The sequence below is a fragment of the Kitasatospora sp. GAS204B genome (genome assembly GCF_029892155.1).
In the GTDB taxonomy this organism is placed as follows: domain Bacteria; phylum Actinomycetota; class Actinomycetes; order Streptomycetales; family Streptomycetaceae; genus Kitasatospora.
Genome location: NZ_JARZAG010000014.1, coordinates 11,552 through 32,016, shown reverse-complemented (window position 1 = coordinate 32,016; position 20,465 = coordinate 11,552). Strand labels below are relative to the sequence as shown.

General features: G+C 65.5%; 13 protein-coding genes and 3 pseudogenes. 7 read left to right on the top strand and 9 right to left on the bottom strand.

Translation table 11 applies throughout. The annotated features are described in order from the left end of the window. The first annotated feature begins 101 nt into the window (after positions 1-101). Positions 102-344: a hypothetical protein gene (locus P3T41_RS20195; RefSeq protein ID WP_280691361.1), complete on the top strand. Its 243-nt coding sequence runs from the start codon at positions 102-104 to the stop codon at positions 342-344. A gap of 871 nt (positions 345-1,215) precedes the next feature. Continuing rightward, a complete protein-coding gene (locus P3T41_RS20190) occupies positions 1,216-3,075 on the top strand; it encodes an alpha/beta hydrolase (protein WP_280691360.1) in 1,860 nt (619 codons plus the stop codon). 335 nt (positions 3,076-3,410) lie between these two features. Here P3T41_RS20190 and P3T41_RS20185 read toward each other — a convergent pair whose 3' ends face one another. The 4 genes and pseudogenes from P3T41_RS20185 to P3T41_RS20170 all read right to left on the bottom strand — a co-directional run bounded on the left by P3T41_RS20185 (position 3,411) and on the right by P3T41_RS20170 (position 8,607). Further along, positions 3,411-4,640, bottom strand: a complete 1,230-nt coding sequence (locus P3T41_RS20185; RefSeq protein WP_280691359.1) for a hypothetical protein — start codon at positions 4,638-4,640, stop codon at positions 3,411-3,413. A 262-nt stretch (positions 4,641-4,902) separates the two neighbouring features. Further along, positions 4,903-5,868, bottom strand: a pseudogene (locus P3T41_RS20180) (ISKra4 family transposase); the annotation flags it as partial. A gap of 524 nt (positions 5,869-6,392) precedes the next feature. Then, positions 6,393-6,689 (bottom strand): hypothetical protein, encoded by a 297-nt coding sequence (locus tag P3T41_RS20175; RefSeq protein ID WP_280691358.1) that lies wholly within the window; start codon positions 6,687-6,689, stop codon positions 6,393-6,395. Between the two features lie 178 nt (positions 6,690-6,867). Further along, complete coding sequence (locus P3T41_RS20170; protein WP_280691357.1) at positions 6,868-8,607, bottom strand: hypothetical protein; 1,740 nt, start codon at positions 8,605-8,607, stop codon at positions 6,868-6,870. 263 nt (positions 8,608-8,870) lie between these two features. Here P3T41_RS20170 and P3T41_RS20165 point away from each other — a divergent pair, with 263 nt between their 5' ends. The 5 genes and pseudogenes from P3T41_RS20165 to P3T41_RS20145 form a co-directional block, all read left to right on the top strand. Beyond that, a complete protein-coding gene (locus P3T41_RS20165) occupies positions 8,871-9,527 on the top strand; it encodes a hypothetical protein (RefSeq protein ID WP_280691356.1) in 657 nt (218 codons plus the stop codon). A gap of 196 nt (positions 9,528-9,723) precedes the next feature. Next, positions 9,724-10,431: a hypothetical protein gene (locus P3T41_RS20160; protein ID WP_280691355.1), complete on the top strand. Its 708-nt coding sequence runs from the start codon at positions 9,724-9,726 to the stop codon at positions 10,429-10,431. A gap of 195 nt (positions 10,432-10,626) precedes the next feature. Beyond that, entirely contained in the window at positions 10,627-11,166 is a 540-nt protein-coding gene (locus P3T41_RS20155; protein ID WP_280691354.1) for a winged helix-turn-helix domain-containing protein, read from the top strand. 49 nt (positions 11,167-11,215) lie between these two features. Beyond that, entirely contained in the window at positions 11,216-11,689 is a 474-nt protein-coding gene (locus P3T41_RS20150; protein WP_348533674.1) for a transposase, read from the top strand. Positions 11,690-11,838: 149 nt separating this feature from the next. After that, positions 11,839-12,210, top strand: a pseudogene (locus tag P3T41_RS20145) (transposase); the annotation flags it as partial. A 121-nt stretch (positions 12,211-12,331) separates the two neighbouring features. Here the strand turns inward: P3T41_RS20145 and P3T41_RS20140 are convergent. The 5 genes and pseudogenes from P3T41_RS20140 to P3T41_RS20120 form a co-directional block, all read right to left on the bottom strand. After that, the gene (locus P3T41_RS20140) at positions 12,332-13,801 is read right to left on the bottom strand and encodes a hypothetical protein (RefSeq protein WP_280691353.1); all 1,470 of its coding nucleotides are present in this window, start codon (positions 13,799-13,801) and stop codon (positions 12,332-12,334) included. 442 nt (positions 13,802-14,243) lie between these two features. After that, positions 14,244-15,839: an acyl-CoA carboxylase subunit beta gene (locus P3T41_RS20135; RefSeq protein ID WP_280691352.1), complete on the bottom strand. Its 1,596-nt coding sequence runs from the start codon at positions 15,837-15,839 to the stop codon at positions 14,244-14,246. A gap of 583 nt (positions 15,840-16,422) precedes the next feature. Further along, a pseudogene (locus tag P3T41_RS20130) lies at positions 16,423-16,605 on the bottom strand (IS1380 family transposase); the annotation flags it as partial. A 25-nt stretch (positions 16,606-16,630) separates the two neighbouring features. Continuing rightward, entirely contained in the window at positions 16,631-17,656 is a 1,026-nt protein-coding gene (locus tag P3T41_RS20125; RefSeq protein WP_280691351.1) for an NADP-dependent oxidoreductase, read from the bottom strand. Positions 17,657-17,835: 179 nt separating this feature from the next. Then, a complete protein-coding gene (locus tag P3T41_RS20120) occupies positions 17,836-20,028 on the bottom strand; it encodes a BTAD domain-containing putative transcriptional regulator (RefSeq protein ID WP_280691350.1) in 2,193 nt (730 codons plus the stop codon). Between the last annotated feature and the right edge of the window lie 437 nt (positions 20,029-20,465).

The window sequence follows — 20,465 nt, the reverse complement described above, 5'->3', positions numbered from 1 at the left end:
CCGCGGTCCAGGCGGCACGCGCTGGCGCCCCTGCCGCAACCTCCGGCACGTGCATCATTTCGGCTTGTCTGCTCTCGGTCAATAGGGTCATTGGGGAGCCTGTGATCTCCTCGCCAAAACAAGAAGGCGGCGCATCGGTCCTGTCCGGCGCGCACGTCTTGGGGTCGGCGGCCAGGCCAGTAAAATATCTGACGTATCATCAGAACTGGTTTCTTGTAGAGGATCTGATGAAAGCTCAGGAATTTTCATTCGACTCGGTGGTGCCCTGGCGGGGCGTGGATGATCTTGACTGTTCCGGAGGTGCTCGGGATGTGGATCTGATGGCTATCGCCGACTTTGATTGAGTATTGTCGAAGTCTGTAAAGAAAATGACAGCAAGAGATCAGGTTTGATCAGGAGTCGATCGGGCGCCCCTTTCTGCTCGCGGTCTCTGCTCTGCGCCTCGCTGCCGCACCACCCGGTACGAGAACGGTCACGCGGAGGCGATGTGAGCGACCTGCCGGGCGTGCCAGAGCTGCGCCGTCCCCACGGGTGTCCGGTTTGGTCGCGTGATGCCGAGGTGGTGAGGGGCCGTGATGCCACTGGCATGGTGGCGAAGGTCGACGGCGACGTTTGTGCGGCCGGTGAGCCGCAGTGTGCCGATGGCCAGGTTTCGCGCGGTGGCCGATGGCCCGGGGTGCGGTGCCGGTCTGCATGCGGGGGGCGTCCTCGCGGTTCGGCGTGATCAGACGCGGACCAGTGCTCGCGGATCACGGTCGAGAGCTGGGTGGCAGCCAGTGCTTTCGTCGGAGCTGGGGTCGGTGATCGGCGCAGACCGTTTCATGGCGGCCCTGCTGTGCGGCGACGCCGATCTCGGCCGCCTGGACTGGGTGGTTGTCGACGCCGTCTTGACTTGTTGAGGGCATGTCAGTTTCCTGGGGAGCCACCACGCCCCGACTGGCCCGCAGTCGACCCACGCGTGGCCCCGACCTTACTGACAAGGGGAACATGAAGCCGGACAAGACTCGACACGCCCGCAACGCCCGTACCTGGCACAGGTCATCCACCTCAAGGCCCGCATCACGCGCACGCCGTCTGCTCCTCGCTCTGCTCATCGGCACAGCCCTCAGCCTTGCAGTCACCCCAGCCGCCTCCCACACACAGGGCGCCGCCCTGCGCCTCGGCTCGGTCCAACTAACCCCCTGCACCGACCACCACGCCTACTGGTGCGCACAAGTGCCCCTACCTCTGGACCGCACCGACCCGCACAGCCCCGCCATCGCCATCGGCTTCGAATGGATCCCAGCCCTCGGCCCGGCCACAGGCACTACCGTCGCCGTCGAAGGCGGCCCCGGCTGGGCCTCCACCCGCTCACACAGCGCTTACCTGGCCATGCTCGGCCCCTTGCGGGCAGGCCACAACCTGCTCCTGTTCGACCTGCGCGGCACCGGCAGCTCACAGGCCCTCAACTGCCCCGGCCTGCAGTCCTACCCGCACCACTCCTCAGGGCCCGACTTCGCCCAAGCTGTCGCCGCCTGCGGCGAGAAGCTGAACCACACCTGGCAGCACCCTGACGGCACCTGGATCCACGCCTCCGACCTTTTCGCCACCGCCAACGCCACCCGCGACCTGGCGGACACACTGCACCTGCTCAATCTGCCCCGCATCGACCTCTACGGCGACTCCTACGGCACCTGGTTCGCTCAGGCCTACGCCTCCCGCTACCCCGCGACTCTGCGCTCACTAACCCTCGACGCCAGCTACGAAGTCCTCGGCCTCAACCCCTGGTACCCCGACACCGCATCCACCGCCCACACTGCCTTCGACCTGGCCTGCCAACGAGCCCCCGCCTGCACCCGACAAGCACTCGCGCCTGCCTGGGCCACCATCTCCCAACTCGCCACCCGCCTACGTGCATTCACGCTGACCGGCCCCACCACCGACCTGAAGGGAGGAACCGTCAACGAGACCGTCGACCTGACAACCCTGGTCGACCTCGTCAACAACGCCGGAAGCGACCCGGCCATCTACCAGAGCCTGCAAGCTGCCGCCCAGGCCCTGCTCACCGCCGACGACCCCGCCCCGCTGCTGCGCCTGGCCTACCAGTCCACCACCTACGACGGCACCACACCGCTGCCGCCGGACTACTCCGACGCCCTGTACTTCGCCGTGGCCTGCACCGACTACCCACAGCTGTTCTCCATGACCGCCTCGCCCGCTCAACGCGCCCGGCAGTTGCAGCAGAACACGGTGGAAGAGCCCTCAGCCCCGTTCGCCCCCTTCACCCCCGCCGAGTGGATCACGGTCAACGCCTACACCAACGCCTATGACGCCTGCCTGGACTGGCCGGCCCCGATCCGCACCGATCCGCCCATCACGGCTACCCCGCCCTTGGTACCCGCCACGGTCCCCGTCCTCGTCCTGGGCGGCGACCTCGACTCGCTCACCCCCTTGGCCGGAGGAGAGCAGGTAGCCCGGCAACTGGGACCCTCCGCACGGCTCATCGCCGTGCCCAACCTTACCCACATCACGGCGATGCCCAACACGGCCTGGCCGGGCCCGGAAGCCTGCGGGCAGAACCTGTACCGGCAGTTCGTCGACGCCCCGGGCCGCCTCGGCACCCTCGACACTTCCTGCACCACACAAACTCCGCCCATCCCCGCCCTCGGCGCCTTCCCACAGCACCTGGCCGACGCACTGCCGGCCACACCGAGCTCGGGCAACTTCGCCGATGGGCGGGCGCTACGAGCGGCCTCCGTCGGCGCCTCCACGGTCGGCGACGCGATCGCCCGCAACGGGTACCTCGACAAGAAGCGCGACCGCGGACTGCGGGGCGGGTCATGGACCTCCACCAGCGGCACCCCAACCACCTTCACCTTCCACGACGTGCGCTGGGTCGAGGACGCCACCGTCAACGGCACCGCCCGGTGGGACCCCACCAGCGGAGACGTCAGCGCACACCTCAAGGTGCACTGCGACGGAGTCCGCGACACGAAGGTCGAAGTCACCTGGAACACCACGACTACCCAGGTGCCGGCCGTCGTGACCGGGACAACCGGCCACACACCCCTGCGCGCCACTGTCCCCGCACCCTAACCTCAATACCAGTGACCTACTGATCATTTCAGAAGGGTGCGGCTCCTTTTGAGGGAAGGTTGTTGATCGGGTGCCGAGTTGGTAGTCGTGCTGGTCGGGGTAGGTGCGCTGGTGCCCACGGGGGTGATGGTAGTCAAGGTCGCTGTCGGTGTGCACGACACAGAGTTTGAGGACGGCTTCGGCGCCGGTCAGGCACTGATCGAAGCCGATCGGCGAGGCGCCGACCGGTGCGGGGTGCGGTCCGGCAGAGGGGCCGGACCTGGGCAGAGGGGGTCTGGTCGGGGCGGACGTGGAGGCGCTGGGCACGGCGGCCCCCGACCAGTTGATCCGGCTGTTCAGTTCACGCAGCTGGGCACCAGGACTGCGCTGCCAGCGCAGTTGGTGGGCCTGTTGTGCTCCACCGCGCTGTATTTCAGCGCCACCGTGCCGGCGTTGTTGTTGATCCCGCCGGGACGGGTGCTGGCAGTGTTGTGCTCGAGCACGGTGCCGGTGAGCGTGACGGTCCCACCGTTGTTGGTCAGGCCACCACCCTGGGCGCCCGTGCCGGTGGAGGTGTTGCGTTCGATCAACAGCCCCTTGGTGCTCAACGTACCCTCGTTGTAGACACCACCGCCCTGGGCATCGGTCCCCTCCGCCGAGTTACGTCCGATCACTCCACCGTCCATCGTCACCCTGGCGGCTGCTCCCTGGTTCGCGATGCCCCCGCCCACTCCCGGCGTGCTCCCCTTCGCTGTGGCCGTGTTGTGTTCCACCCGGGTGTTGTGCAGGTTCACCGTGCCGGGGTTGAGGTTGTAGATCCCTCCGCCGCCTCTGAAGCCACCGGTGCTGGCTGCGGTGTTCGAGAAGATCTTGGAATTATCGATCGTCGCCGGGCCGCTGTTGGCGAGTCCGCCACCGACACCGTCGGTGGTGTTACCGCTGATCGTGCTGTCGTCGGTGATGGTCAGGTTGCCCCTGCTCGAGATTCCGGCGCCGAATGCTGCCGAGGTGTTGTCGAGGATGGAACTGTGACGGATCCGCAGGGTGCCAGAGGCGAGGATGAAGAAGCCGCCGCCATCGAAGGCGGTACCGTTCCTCACGACGCTGCGGTTGAGGTCGATGGTCCCACCCGCATTGGCGAAGATGTTGCCGCCATCGGTGGCGGTACCGCTCGTCACGACGCTGCGGTTCAGGTCGAGGGTCCCACCCGGATCGACGAAGATGTTGCCACCAGGACCGCCCGGGGCGCTGCCGTTGCGGACGGTGACATCGTCAAGCGCCAGGTTCCCGGGGGCGGCGATTTCGAAGATGCGGAATTGGGCTGCTGTCGTTGGGTCCCGTTGGATGGTGGCGCCGCGTCCTTCAATGGTGAGTTTCTTGGTGATCACCGGCAGAGCGTCGCTGCCGCTTTCCGGCGTGGCGTAGCTGTAGACGCATTTGTGCGCCAGCACCAGGGTGTCCCCGGGGCTGGCAGCAGTGATCGCGTTCTTCAGTGCGGTCGGGTCGCAGGGCACGTGGGTGGTCGCGGCATGGGCCGTCGCAGGGATGGCCACCAAGCCCGCCACCACGCTGGCCACAGCGGTCACGCCGCGCAGACGGGCTCCTCGAAACACTGCCATAGGGATTCCTTCCTATCGGGCCGAGTCCGTGCGCCCGGACACATCTGTTGGCTCCCGGATATCACTCACAGTGAGGGCACGGTGATGGCCTGCCCTTCTGCGGCACGCCGATCTCCACCTAACGGATCAAAATCCCAAGCGCGACACCGCTCCACGCAGGCAGAGCGGCGGTTGAGCCGGCTGTTCGGGATCTCCAGGGGGTGCGGTTCGTTTCGAGTGCAGCTTTTGATCACGCGGTGAGGGTGTAGAGGCGTTGGTGCTCGCGGGTGGCGTGGAAGGGCCGGTAGGTGTCGAGGTCGCCGTTGGAGACGAGGGCGCGTAGTCGTAGGACGGCTTCGGCTCCGGGCAGGCCCCAGCGGGCGCCGGTGATGTCGAGGCGGTCGGCGATCAGGTGGCGGCAGGCTCCTTCGACTGCTCCTGTGGCGATCGGCCACCCTTGTCGAGGGCGGTGTCGTAGTGGAGTTGGTCGAGGTGGCCAGTGGGGTAGCGGTGGCAGGCGTCGACGGCCTCGCGCCGGGTGGCTGACAGGTGCTCGCGCTCCGCCTCGGCGGTGACTTCGACGGCGATGCGGGCCGCGTGGCCTGCCAGGATCGCGGTCAGATGGCCTGCCGCCCAGGCCTCGGCCTCGGTGGTGCCGGGTTTGTGGAAGGCGCGGGCGAGCTCCCCGGGATAACTCGGCGACGTGGATGAAGTCCAGCAGTATGTGCACGGTGACGCCGCGTCGGTGGGCCTCGGCGGTGATCAGGTCGAGTTGGTGGCGGGATCCGTCGACCAGGACGATCCAGGGTCGCAGATGCTTCGGGTCGCGGGCTTCGGCCTGGTCGAAGGCGTCGGCGATGACCTGTTCGGGCGGGCGGAGAAGGGAGGCGGTGCACCACTTGTTCTCGGCCTTCGGTCCGGGGCGGGGGCGGCGGGTCTCGCTGCGGCCTCCGGGTGGGTGGATCACGTCGTGGGGACGCCTGGGGGCGGGGCGGGTGTCGAAGACGCAGGCGACGGTGGCCATCCGCTTGCGGTTGGGTTTCTCGCCCGGGGCGAGTCGTGTGCGGTGGGCGCCTGCGGTTTTCGCGGCGGCCCGGCGGGTGGCCTCGCGCAGGGCCTCCGGGCGCATGACCACGCCCTTGCCGTCGACTTGGAGGACCAGCGGCATGTCCGTGCTGCACGGCAGCGGGATCCTGACGCGGTAGAAGGCGTCGAGCCGCTTCAGCTTCGACCGCGTGCCCTCGATCTTCGCGGTCTCGGCCGGCAGCCCGATCCTCGGCACGATCTGCTTGGCGTGGACGGGCCCCGAGGCATCGGCCACCGCCTCCACAATGTCCCGGTACACCGACGGCAGCACCTCCGTCCCTATCCCGGGCTGCCAGTTCGGCACCGTCAGCACCCCCGATGACCTGCTGCTCGGCCCCCGCATACGCGTCCGCCACCCCCGCGGTGGACACCTCACCGGGCCCCACCGGCACCCGGGAGTTCTCCGGCGCCATCTCGGCGAGCACTTCGGCGACCGTCTCCCGCGCGATCCGCAACCGCTCCAGCACCTCCCGAGCCGCACCCAACCTCCCGGACAACTCGGCGAGTTCGGCCTCCAACCCCTCCACACGCACCCGGGCAGCCGCCTCGCGGGCCTCCAACTCCTCGAACAGCGAGCCCATCCCGCACTCCTCTCCCGCTCCCACGGTAGAGACGAACGCTCCCGCGGACAGCCCCGATCAGCGTTCCCCCATCTCAGAACTTCCCTTCAGAGGAACCGCACCCGATGTCGTTGGCCCGCTTGAGTTCGGCGATCTCCTTCTTCATCGCCTTGATCTGCGCGGACTCCTCCGTGGTCGTCCCCGGACGCTGCCTGGAGTCGACCTGGTCCCGACGCACCCAGTTGCGCGGCGTCTCGGCGGAGCCGATGCCCAGCTTCTGCGCGACGGCCCGCGATGCGGCCGACTCGTTCGGGTAGTCACCGAGGACCTCGGCGACCATGCGCACCGCACGACAGCGCAGCCAAGGCGGGTAGGAGGAAGGACGTGCCATGACTCGAAGTCCATACACGAAATCGAGTCCCCACCGAACCCGGGGCGGTTCACTTCGAAGCTCGACACTCCTAAGGATCACGGGCGGCCGTTGCTGTTGTCAGCCAAACGACGAACCTCACCAAGAAACGATCTTGCCGAGGTCAAACGCCAAGCTAAGGGCTTGGGGGAGCTTCCGATCAGAGGTGTGGGCCGTGCTGGGACTGGTTCAGGGACTGGGGCTGAGGGTGTTGCTGAACGTGCTGATCGGTTGCCTGATCGTGCTTCATATTGTGTAGGCGTGCCTGAAGTTGGGTGATTCGTAGATCTGCTAGGCGCTGCGAGCTAGCCTGATTCTGCGACAAAGCCGTGGCTTGCTTCAGCAGGTCGGTGCCGTCCTTCTGGATTTCCCGCTGGGTTGCTTTAGCTGCCACGTAGTCCAGCGGCACCTTGACCGCCGCGTTGGCGACCAAGCCGGCGCCCGGGACAGCGTGCCCCGCAGCGGAGGCAGCGTGACCCGCGAGGGAGGCAAGGCGCCCTGTAAGGGCGGAGGCGGCCTGACTTACACCGTCGGAGGCTAGGTGACTCACAACGTTGGAAACAAGGTCAGTGCTTCCCTGGTCTCCCTGGCCCAGCGCCCCAGCGCCCTGTTGAGTCCCCTGGCCCACGGCCCCAACGCCATGCAGAGCACCCCGGACGATGGCCTCGCCCACAGCCCCGACGACCCCGTGGTCCTGATTCATGGCACCAGTGCCTTCAAAAGCCCCCAGGGCCGTGGTCCCAGCGCTCTGCAGACCCTCCTGACTGATGTTCTGGACCACGTCCTGGGCCACGGTCTGGCTTATGGCCCCAGAGCCGTCCTTAATCGCCTTCGACGCGGCCTTTGCACCCACGGTCCCGGCGACCCCCGCCACTGCGGGCGGCGTCACTGCCCCGGCAGCGACATTCCTAGCCTTGGCGGCCAACGCTGACGCTGAGAGCCTTTTTGTCTTGTTCGCCTCGGGCTTGTCTATCTCAGGGTTGCGCCCAGTGTAGGTTCTCCCGGCCAGGACGGACCCTTCTGGCCCTTGAGGCCTCTGCCTCACATCGGCTTCGCCGCGCTCTGTGCCTGGCAGCTTCTTTATGTCTGCATGCAGCTGCAGCATCTTGCTCTGCATGATTTCCATGCTCGCGGTTTGCGAGTGCTCGAGGGCAGAGGTGATTTGTTGGACCGTGAGGAGGTCCTCAGTGAGCTGCCTGCGAGCCGCCGAGGACTGCTTAGCGCCAGCTATTGGTTTGACGAAGAGGCCAACCCCCGGGATTGCACTCAACAGGCCGATTTTCGCCTGCTCGGTCACTTTTTTTTGGACCTTTTCGTACCGGGGATCAAGCTCCGCGCCACTCAACGCCGAAGTGCTTCTGAAGGTGGTGTAGTTCCCAGGGCTGGCCTGATCGGTTTGCACGCCTGGTGGCGGCGCCCCTCCCTGCTCCGCGAGCGTGACGGAGTGTTCCATTTCGTCGAGGACGCTATGAAGCCAGCCGTGCATCTTCTCGGAATGTTTCTCCAAATTTGTGAGTGCTTTCGTGACATCATTTTTCAGCTCGCTGATGGGCTGTCGGGCGTACTTTTTCCCGGCCCAGTCAACTCCAACGGAGGAAAGCTTCAAGGTCGCGCCTGTTACCACCATCGGAAGACCCGCAACGGCCCCCACCCCGGACAGCGACACGGCTGCGCCGGCGAGCGTGGTGACGTCTCCGCACGTCTTGAGGAGTCCGGAAGCACCGGCGGTCCACCGCTCCGTCTTCTCCATCCGGTCGACCATCTTCGCGACCCGCTGCTCCTCCGCGCCGCTCCGTAGCGCGTCCTGGGTCATCCGTCTCGCAGCCCGCTCGCCAGGCGTTCCCCTTCTATCGTCCTTGACGAGCGTTTCCGGTCTATCGTCCATGACGACCTCCACCACCCTGGGCTTCCTCCCCGAATAGCCTGAGGCTAGGCGAACTTCAGGGGGCCGAGCGTCGGCGAAAGGGGGAGGCACATAGTGAGACTATGTTAGCGCAAACCTAACTGCCGCCGTCAGCTGGGCATCGGGAGATCTACCGTTCACCATGTGCGAATTTGGCCCTCGTGACTGGCGAGAGGCTGTCCTGCATGCTTGCGTCGGCAGTTCTACCGATGCGCCCCCCGGTAGCGGCACATAGGCTCGTTCGGAGATTGGAGGATCCCATGCCCCCGCAAACCTCCGTGCCCCTCGTCCTCCCCATCGGTCAGGACCTGGGACCCGCCTACGAACCGGGGGACACAGAGTCGGAAAGCCCCATCTACGGCGTACGCATCGGAGTGAAACGGCTCGAGCTCACAGAACCCCTGTACGTGGCCTGGCGGTATGCTCACGGGGTCGGTCCGCTGAACGAGACTCCCTGGACGGAGGAAACGTACCGGCAAGCCCTCCAAGAAAGCGCTGTCGACTTCCCGGAAGACGTGGCTGGCCTGTTAAAGGACCTCGGCCTTGTGCAGACCGTAGCACCCGGCGGCATAGAGGCCGCCCGCTTTGCGCGTGCATACCGCTGCAATCCGCAGATGGTGGGTCTGGGAAATGTCCCGGACAGGCCCGAAGTGTTCTACCTTGGCCTTCCAGAGCAACCCGTGCTCGCCGTGCCAGCGGCCGTCTACGCGTTATGGGTTAACGCTCCCCTGGAACCTAGCCTCTGGTCCGGGTGTGCTGCTATGGCCGCGGAACTCAATGGTTATCTTGACGCAACACCCCCAAATGATGGCGTGGTCAGACCGGAAACCTTACTGGCCCTGTTCTTGGCAACCATGCCTCACATGCTGCTGACCCGCACCATGTACCTGGACGTCTCCTGGATGACCGGGGGCTGAGGTGTTCTCAGCGAATCCCACTGTCGGATGGGGCGGACGTAGCCAACTGGGCGCCAGGCCCGCAGGGCAGGGGTGTTGCAAAGCGCAGCCCAGGGTCGGGCAGACCCCGCGAAGCGAGGCGGAGGCGACGCGTCGGCCCAGACCGCAACGCCACAGCTCGGACAGCACCGATCACCAAGGATAGAGGGACTACGTCATGGCCAAGAGCAGCGGCCGGCCCGACCGTCCGGGAGCGCGAGCCGAGGGCGGAGCCCATCCCGCCGCGGAAGGACGTGTCCGCCACCGCCGGCGGCTGCTGTTCACGGTCGGCGGCGTCATCGCCGTCGCGATCGCCGTTGCCCTCGTGGTCGGCCTTCCCCGCACGACTTCCCCGGCCAATACCGGGCCCGAAGGCATCAGCCTGGAGCCAGCGGCCGCCCTCGCGTCCGCGAGCACCGCAGCGAGCGGGCAGAGCCTCGACGGAATTGCGTGCAGCACCACCGAACAGGTGGCCTACCACATCCATGCGCACCTGACCGTCTACGTCGGCGGCCAAGCGCGCAGCATCCCGTACGGCATAGGTGTGGTCACACCCGTTCCGGCCACCACGCCGAACGGGGTCTTCGTCCAGGCCAGCAATTGCTACTACTGGCTGCACACCCACGCCTCCGACGGCATCATCCACATCGAATCGCCCACCCAGACTCGCTACACTCTGGGCCAGTTCTTCGACATCTGGCAGCAGCCGCTCTCGGCCACCCAAGTCGGCCCAGCCGTCGGTCCCGTCACCGCCTACGTCAACGGCGAGCCCGCCACGGGCAACCCGCGCGACATCGTTCTTCAACCGCACGAAGACATCCAGCTCGACGTCGGCACCCCCGCCACCGCGCCCCAGCCGGTCGACTGGTCCCGTTCCCAGCTCTGAACCGGCGCGGGCCCACCAGGATGCGCCGCTGCCCTCCGTCAGACACCGGTCAACGCCGCCCGGCCCACCACTTCAGTGCCTCCGCGCCTGACCGCAACTCCCCTCCTCCGACGGCGACCTCGCTACTGAACTTGAACGGGTGATGTCCGGGCCGTTCGCCTGACAGCGGTCTGGCTGGTCCGGTAGCCCTTGACCGTGAGATATGCACAGGGTGGCGGGCTGACCGACACACAGAGGGCCGCGCGGGAGCGGATTCGGCGGCAGGCCGTGGAACGCTTCGAGGGCGGGGAGAAGAATCGGGACATCGCGGCCGCGCTGCGGGTGAGCGTGCGTTCGGTGGAGCGCTGGCGCCGGCAGTGGCGCGAGGGCGGTGCGGCGGGAATCGCCTCGAGGGGCTCGCCGGGTCGTCCGAAGCTGTCCGATGCCCAGGTGGGGCGGCTGGAGCGGGAGTTGGAACGCGGGCCGCTGGCCCACGGCTGGGAGGACCAGCGGTGGACCCTCGCGCGAGTGAAGACGTTGATCGGTCAGCTGTTCCACGTCTCCTACACCGTGGAGGGCACGTGGGTCCTGCTCAAGCGGCACGGCTGGTCCTGGCAGGAGCCGGCTCGCCGGGCCATCGAGCGCGATGACGCGGCCGTCGAGTTGTGGCGGAAGGAGACGTGGCCGCAGGTAAAAGCGCCGCGGCGGCCCGCGGGGCCTGGCTTGTCTTCGAGGACGAAGCCGGGCAGTCGATGAGGCCGCCGCGCGCCAGGACCTGGGGGGCCGGGTCGGCTGCACGCCGGTCGTGCGGGTGCGCGGCCGAGGAGCCAGCCGGGTCTCCATGGCAGGGCTGAGCTGCTACAAGCCCGGTCAGCGCTCCCGGATGTTCTACAGCTTCCACGTCCACCGCGGCCGCAAGGGCGAGAAGAAGGGCCTGACCTGGCAGGACTACCCGGACCTGCTCATCCGCGCACACATCCAGCTCGGCGGTCCGATCGTGCTGGTCTGGGACAACTGTGAGCATCTGGTCGAGCCGCTGCGGGAGTTCATCGCTGACCACGCCGACTGGCTCACCGTCTTCCAACTGCCGAGCTATGCACCGGATCTGAACCCGCAGGAGGGGATCTGGTCGCTGGTCAAGCGCGACATCGGCAACCTCGCCGCAGCTGACCTCGGCCAGATCACCCGAGCCGTCAAACGAAAGCTCAAGCAGATCCAGTACTGCCCGGACGTCATCGACGGCTGCCTGGCCGGCACCGGCCTGATCATGGACGACTGACCGACATCACGAATTCAAGTTCAGTAGCCTCGCGCTTTCACAGAGCTGACTGTTCAACGATTGGTCAGAGAAACAGAACGAGCCTCTGGCCTGGGACGATAGGACTTGTCGAGGGTCCAGTACGTCGCCGAGCAAGAGGCACCTTTCAAGTGAAGAATCGTAGCGGGTCCTACCCGCGTGTGCGGATATCGGGTGGCTCCACCGGGGTGGTCTCACAGGCCGGTGGGGTGCTGCTGGTCGAGACCGCCCGTAAAAGCGGGCTGGATGCGGCACTGTCGGCGTCACTCACACCGTGGCGCAAGGCCCGGGCGGTGCACGATCCGGGCACGGTCCTGTTGGACCTTGCCCTCGCGGTCGCTCTGGGCGGGGACTGCCTGGCGGACATCAGCATGCTGCGGGCCAAGCCCGGCGTCTTCGGGCTCCTCGCCTCCGACCCGACCGTTTCCCGGCTCATCGACATCCTGGCCGCCGCTGGGCCGAAAGCGCTGGAGGCGATCCGCTCCGCCCGTGCCACGGCTCGCGATGGAGTGAGCTCAGCCGGTTATTGATCTGCGAGCCCTTTGCTGCACCGATCAACGCGGTCGTCCAGCGAGTCACGTTCTTCTCGCGGCGGCTGGTGCTGCTGACGAGATGCCAGAATATTTACCAGCCTTTACGCATGCCGGGAGATCGGTCCGTGGGCCGCGCGCGGTGGGGAGATGGTGTGGACGGCGGCGTCGAGCGCTGGTGATTGAGGGCGGCGCGGCCGTCGTCCGCCACGGCAGACTTGGCCTCGGCTACCTGCCCGTGCGGATCGCCCAGCCCCAACCGCCTGAGTCGCTCCGTCCCGGCCTGTGCCGCATCCCGCGCCACACTCTTGCCAACATTTTCGCGTGAAACGGCTTGTGCCGCCTCGAGGAGGAGGTTGAGTATGCCTGGGTCGGGCATGGGGGATTTTGGCCACGCGCCGTCTGCATCGGGATCGACTGTTTTCTCGTACCACGGATCTACCGTGCTCAGCCGGCTCCCGGTTCTCATGCCTACCACACGGTCGTAGGACACTTGGTGGGCGTGTGCGTCGTTCTCTTTCGGGTCTTCGGTGACGTATTCATTGTGGGCGATGGCACGCTGCTGCTGCCAGAATACCTTCATTGTCCCCAGGTAGTTGTCGCATAGTTCGCGGTAGCCGTCGTTATATCCCCAGCCGGGCTGCCTGCCTTGATCTCTAATCTCCTGATACCTGACCTTGAGGCTCTTGTACAGTTCTCCTGCATGTTCTTTCTGATCGTCTGGCAGTTGCTCCGCCGGGAGCTCATTCACGAGCCCTCGGGTTCTTTTGAAGCTTTCCATCTCGTCGACTACCATATTATATCCCCAATCGGCGGTCCGCTGTTTTAGCTCGATCCGATAATGGGGGTCCTCCATATAGCTTTCATCTCCCTCATCGAGGAGAGATTCTTCCCTGCCTTTCTTGGCTTTTCCGAGGGTCTCGGTGTAGAGCTTTTCACCGTGGGTTACCATCTCCGCGGTGGCGCTGGGCTCCTGCTCTCTCGCCGCCCGGATCGCTGTCTCAGGAAATAGAGCCTCTTCCCAGTAGCTGAGTCTTCTCTGGAGTTGATCGTCACTGAGGTCTGGATTGGTTCGGATTGCGTACAGAGCCATATCTTGACTTTGGGTGAGATGGCGATTCTCGTGAAGGATTATGCTCGAGATCTTCCAGGAATCCACAACCGACAGATTTTCGCGATCCTTGATGCTGATCGACCAGTCCGGCGAAAGGAAATGCGCCTCGAATCCGCCCGTCCGGGCTGCCTCATCTTCAGATGCGAATTTTATATCAGGCTTCAGGTAGCCGTACCGCTCGAGCTCACCACTGATGAAACCCTGAAGAGCTGTCGCGAAAGGGCGGAAATTTTCTTCCGGAATGATAACCTCAGGGACTTTCAATGGGGTGACGGTTTCTCCGGTTGCGATGCCGAAGACGCCGATCTGCGCCGCCGTAAAGGCTCGGTAGCGATCGATAAAATTCCGCCCCTGGTCGCTCAGAATCAGCTCGGTTAAGTCGGTTCGGTAGCGCAGATCAGCTCGACGGTCCTCAGAGGACTTCTGCTCCTGATTGCTCTGGTCGGTCATGATAGCCTCTCGAACGGATTTACGCGGCGCGGACGCCATGCGCTCAAACTCATGCATCGTTTCCTATATAGCGTCCCCCGGCGGCAGTCCTTTTGGTTCAATGAACCAGGAATGCCGTACGTAAGTCAGTGCAACTCCCGAGGCGCTCGGGGCCTGGTTGGCCGCCTGCCCGGCGGCAACGGGCTTCCGTTCGAGAGATACGCGCAGGACAGCGGGTTGACCGGTGCTGGAAGGGCGGCGAGGTAGCGGGTCGGCTGCAGGCCGGGGAACGCTTCAAGGGCGGGCAGAAGAATCCGGAAATCGCTGTCGCCTTTCCGTTCAGCGAGCGGTCCGTGGAGCGGTGGCGTCGGCGAGTTTCGGAGCCATCCTGTCTGGGGCTTGTGGGTAGGGTGCGGCTGGCAGTCGCGTGGCCTCGCATGGCTGAGCCACCGGGGAGCGGAAGTCAAATCGGAGGGTTTCCATGCTTCCGGCCGGCCAGGTCGGCCTGCTTGGTGCGGAGCATGGACAGGGCCGAGGCGAGGACCTGGCGGGTTTCGGCAGGGTCGATGACATCGTCGACGAGGCCGCGTTCGGCCGCGTAGTACGGGTGCATTAATTCGCTCTTGTACTCCTCGATCTTCTGCGCGCGCATTGCCTCCGGATCCTCAGCCTCCGCGATGTCGCGGCGGAAGATCACGTTAGCGGCGCCCTCCGCACCCATCACGGCAATTTCGTTGGTTGGCCAGGCATAGGAGAGGTCCGCGCCAATCGAGCGGGAGTCCATCACGATATACGCCCCGCCGTAGGCTTTGCGCAGGATCAGCGAGATCCGCGGGACGGTGGCGTTGCAGTAGGCATACAACAGCTTGGCGCCGTGCCGGATGATGCCGCCATGTTCCTGGCCCACACCCGGTAGGAACCCGGGCACGTCCAGCAGCGTGACCAGCGGGATATTGAAGGCATCGCACATCTGAACGAAGCGGGCGGCTTTCTCGCTCGCGGTGATGTCCAGCACACCGGCCAGGCACTGCGGCTGGTTGGCGACGATGCCCACCACGTGCCCGTCGATCCGGGACAGTGCGCAGATCACGTTGGGAGCCCAGCACTCGTGGATTTCGAGGTACTCGCCGTAGTCGACGATCTCCTCGATCACTTTGCACATGTCATACGGGCGGTGGCCATCGGCGGGCACCAGGTCCAGCAGCGACTCGTTGCGGCGGTCGAAGGGGTCGCCTCCCGACTGGACGGGGGGCGTCTCTCGGCTGTTCTGCGGCAGCAGCGATAGCAGGTACCGCACGTCCTCGATGCACGACTGCTCATCGTTGTACGCGAAGTGCGACACGCCCGACACCCCGGCGTGCACGTCCGCACCACCCAGACCGTTATGCGAGATCTCCTCCCCAGTCACCGCCTGCACCACATCCGGACCGGTGATGAACATCTGGCTGGTCTCGCGGATCATGAACACGAAGTCCGTCAGCGCCGGCGAGTACGCCGCACCACCCGCACACGGCCCCAGCATCACGCTGATCTGTGGGATGACCCCTGACGCTCTCGTATTACGCCGGAAGATCCCGCCGTAACCGGCAAGCGCTGTGACACCTTCCTGGATCCGCGCCCCCGCCCCGTCGTTCAAGGAGACCAGCGGCGCACCCGCGGCGAATGCCAGGTCCATGATCTTATGAATCTTCTGCGCATGCGCCTCGCCCAGCGCACCGCCGAAAATCCGAAAATCATGCGCGTATGTGAACACCGTCCGCCCGTACGCCGTCCCCCACCCAGTAATCACACCATCGGTGTGCGGCCGCTTCGCCTCTAGTCCGAAACCCGTCGCCCGATGCCGCCGCAGCGGCTCCACCTCACGGAACGACCCCTCGTCCAGTAGTAATCCGATCCGCTCACGAGCCGTCAGCTTCCCCTTCGCATGCTGTGTCTCGGTGGCCTTCTCGCCTGGCCCACGCCGGACCCGTTCGCGGACTGCCTGCAGTTCGGCAACTCGCTCACGAGCGTCGCTCGAGGCCGCTCGGACCTCTCCGGCCGGACCTCCCAGAACTGTCATCGAATCCACTCCAAGTGCGAGAGAGCTGTTCGACAGCCGCCTGCCGTCTGGCGGCTACTGCTTCGAACACCTCTTCACTGGTGCTCCCGAGGCCTATAGAATTGTGATAATGATGGTCTCTGATAGTTGAGCTGGAGGCCTGACTCTGCGCCTCGTTCGTTTACTGATGCAGCTAATATGGCTGCGTCAATTTCGCTTCCGGTGTAAGCATTTGCAACTTGCCGTTCGGAGTTCTGTTCATGGCGCAAAGAAGTCCTTGTGGCGGAATGATTCAGCTAGCGGGGGCGGCTTGGATTGCTGTCGCCAAGGGGCTGCTGCTTCTTCCGGCTACCGATTCGACCGGCCTGCCGCAGGGGCCCGAGAGTCAGTCTCACGGGACGGTAGGAGTACTAGGACGGGACGTGCCCCGAGCGGCATACGTATCTTCAGTCGACCTCGACTCGTCCGGGTAAAGAGTCGTGCAGGTAGGTGTGTGTTCATGGCGGCGGCTCGGGCGTTGGTCCCCGCGGTGGGTCGTCCATGTCCGACGGATCAGGCTGGGTCAGGCGGCTGCGATCCGCAGGTGCAGTCGGCAGGCGCAGCGGGCGGCAGCGTGTAGTAGCCGGTAGCGGAGTTTCTTCAGCTCAGCGCTGGCTAACTCGCCGTCCAGGAGGAGTGTTTGGGTCCAGGCGAGTAGATCGATGGCTGCCAGCGGGAGTTCCAGCCAGACCGCGGTGATCTGGAAGTAGAGGGAGGGGAAGCGGCCGAAGCCGGTGGTCTTGCCGCAGCATGAGCCAGGGCGGCGTCGCTACTCACCAGCGATCGCCCAGTTTGACGATCATCTTTCCGGCATTTTGGCCGTGCAGCATGCCGAGGAAGGCGTCCACACTGTTCTCGATGCCCTCGACGATGGTCTCGCGGTAACGCAGCCTGCCCTCGCGGATCCACCCGCCTACGTCCTGGACAAACTGCTCCTTGAGGTCATCGTGGTCGGCCACTACCAGGCCTTCGAGGCGCAGCCGCTTGCCGATGACCTGGACCAGGTTGCGCGGTGCGGCAGGCGACTCAATGGCGTTGTACAGGGCGATCATGCCGCAGATGGCAGCACGGCCGCGAACGTGCAGCGACGCGATGGCCGCCTCCAAGTGCTCGCCGCCGACGTTGTCAAAGTAGACGTCGACGCCATCGGGTGCGGCGCGCTTGAGTTGCCGGGCCACCGGCCCGTTCTTGTAGTTGAAGGCCGCGTCGAAGCCGTACTCCTCCAACAGCACCTTGACCTTTTCGTCGGAGCCTGCTGAACCGACCACCCGCGACGCGGACTTGATCTTGGCGATCTGGCCGACCTGGCTGCCCACCGCGCCGGCGGCGCCGGAGACGAAGACAGCGTCACCCTCCTTGAAGGCGGCAACTCGTAGCAGCCCGGCGTAGGCGGTCAGCCCCGTCATGCCGAGCACACCGAGGTAGGCGGAGAGCGGTGCCAGCTCGGGATCGACCTTGGTGGCATCCTGATAGTCCAGCAGGGCATACTCACGCCAGCCGAGTTCGTGCAGCACGTGCTCGCCGACGGACAGTTGTTTGGCTCTCGAGGCGATGACCACGCCGACGGCGCCGCCGTCCATCGGCCGGTCGAGCTGGAAGGGCGGCACGTAAGACTCCACGTTGTTCATGCGCCCCCGCATGTACGGGTCTACCGAGATGTAGAGGTTGCCGACCAGCACCTGGCCTGGGGCGAGCTCGGGCATCACAACCTCGCGCAGCGCGAAGTTGTGAGCCGTCGGCCACCCCTGGGGGCGGGTGATCAGGTTCCATTCGCGGCTGGTCGTGGGCAGCGCAGACATAGGCACTGTGGTCTCCTTTCGCCGTGGCGCCCCCTTGAGGACACGTCATCCCCGTCCCAAGCCAGGATTTCCACCTCCGGGGGAGGAGAGAGGTGGCTGGCGGGTGTTCACGCGGGGGCACTCAGTCGAGCATGCCTCCCCGCGGCATGTCGGTTGAGTTCCTCAACCGCTGTTCGCTGTCACATGACGAAATCGACTAAGTGATTGATCGTCGTGCTCGAGATGGGCTCAAGCGCGATCGTGAGGCCATGCCGGATGCCGCCGGCCCACGCCGGCCGCCGTAACAGCAGTTCCGGCCGAGCCGTGGCGATTACGAGAACAGGCAGTGATCCCAGTGACATCGCCAAGTTCTCCACGAAGTCCACCAGCACATCGTCGGCCCAGTGCAGGCCCTCGAAAACCACCACGACAGGGCCACGCGCCGTGACTTCGCCCAGCAACTGCCTTGACGCTGCTAGGACGTCTCCCACCGCGACCGGGGACGCGCAATCGTCAGAGGCGAGGAGCGGGCTCAGCCGCGACAGCAGCCGCTGGCGTTCCACCTCGGACTCCACCAATCGCTGGACGGCGCTGGCGAGCTTGGCCGTCGCGGTTCGGCCCGAGTCACCGGACACGATCCCGCAGCAGGAGGACAGGAAGTCACGCAGCGCGGCCAACGGGTTCGCTTCACCGCGTGGTCGGATGCGCCCCACCAACAACCGAACATCATCCGGATCGGCTGCGACCCGACGCTCGAACTCCCTGATGAACCTGGTCTTACCGATGCCAGGATCCCCCAAGACCGTGACCAGGTGTGCCGTCGCCTGCTGTCGGGTCCGTCGCAGCAGGCCGCGCAGCAGCTCGAGGTCATCCTCTCGGCCTATCACCGGTACGGCGTCCAACGCCGCATACGCCTGACGGTAACTCTCGACCTGCCAGCCGGAGAACGAGTCGCCGTGGTAGTAGGAGATCGCATCGGTGGACTGCCGGGTGTTGTCACAGACCCGGATCTCGCCGGCCGGGGTGAGCGACAGTAGGGTGTGACACTCATTTAGCAGCGCTCCGTCAACCGATGGTGGGATACCGCTGTGATCGGACGGGGACCGGATGAGCGCCTCGCCCGTGGCTACGGCGACCCGCACGGAGACTCCCCTGGCAGCAGGCGTCGGGCTGGGTGGGCCCGCCCTTGTGCCGAAGCGATCGCGAATGGCCAATGCCGCGCGTACCGCTCGCTCCGCGTCGTCCTCGCCCGCGTGGGGCAAACCGAACACCGCCAGCCAGATCGAGCCGATCGATGCTGTGACGGTCCCGCCGAGGCACTCCACCCCCTCGCGGATCACCGCCGCCGCGTTCTCGACCGCTTCGTCGATCTTCTGGGGATCCACGTCGCCCAACTCGGCTCGCGCGATCAGAACGCTGACATCCTTGCGCTCCGCGACCATCGACCGCCCTGTCGCAAGGGCATCACCGCGCGTCTCGTAGAGCGGTGTGCCCTCACTGCTGCTGCGCTCTGGGTGGGCCGCGGTGCCGCACGTGTCCATCGGCAAGGCCTCGCCGTATGGGCGAGCCTGGCCTGAGTGGTCTCTGTTGGACCCGGTGACCAGACCGATCTGCTGCTGGAGGCCGACCGGCATCAGCGCCGGGTCATGGACGAGGATCGCCTGCTGCAAATCCTTCAAAGCTGGGCCGGGTTCGAGGCCAAAGCCTTCGACCATCGCGGTCCGCGCGTGATGGTAGACGTCCAGCGCGTCCTTCTGCCGTCCGGCGCGGTACAGCGCAAGCATGAGTTGGCTGAGCACCCGTTCCCTCAGAGGTTCGGCGGCGGCGATCCCTTCCAGTTCGGCGAGCACCCGATGGTGGCGCCCGCAGGCCAACTCCGCGTCGAAGTAGTCCTCCATGGCGTCCAGGCGCGCGCTCTGCACGGCGGTCAGCTCGGGCCAGTCGACACCCGCCTCCATCAAGTCCGCCAGTACCGGCCCCCGCCACAGAGCCAGAGCGTCACGCAGCAACGGCGTCGCGGCCTCTGGCGACCCCGCTGCGAGTTGCGCGTGCCCCCGCTCAGCCAATCGCTGGAAGTTATGCAGATCAGTCAGGTCAGGGCCAACGCGCAGCATATATCCGGGAACCTGAGTCAACAGTGCCGCCGAGCCGAGAGCACCATCCTCCAAAGACAGTGTCCGGCGCAGCCTCCAGACCGAGTTCTGCAGAATCTTCCGCGCCGACTGCGGAGTTTTACCAACCGACCATAGAGCTTCTATCAAATTGCTGCTGGCCACGACCTGGTTGGCGTGCAGCAACAGGAAGCCCAGGGTGGCACGTTCCCTCGTCCCTCCAAGCCCGACCAAATGGTCGCTGTCAACGACTTCCAGTGGACCAAGAATTCGAAACTGCATCGTTCCATCCATTAGAGATCACTAGACGGACTCTGTCTGCCCACCGCTCAAAGCGGACCCGCACCGCCTCCCAAGGACCGGACGCCACGAGCTTTCGCGCCACATACTGGTAGCTGAGCTCCGCAGCCACATCGGGAGAACTAGGCCGCCGCCTACGTACTGCACAGACCCGGATGAAGAAAGAGCGGGGCACGCCATCCTGAAATCGGCCGCAATACCTCCATGCCTACATAGCCCGCCCCGGCGAGTCACCAGCCCACGGCCGCCCGTCACCCTGTGCAACCACAGGCAAGCGGAACCACCTCGAGCGACCAGAAGCCCACATGGACATGTGCTCATATAAGCATTTTCCCCGACATGGACTTCCGTCTTCTCGCCCATGATTGAGGTTGCCTTGGCGTCACGTTTTCAATGGCTCTGACAGCTGGCAATCCCGG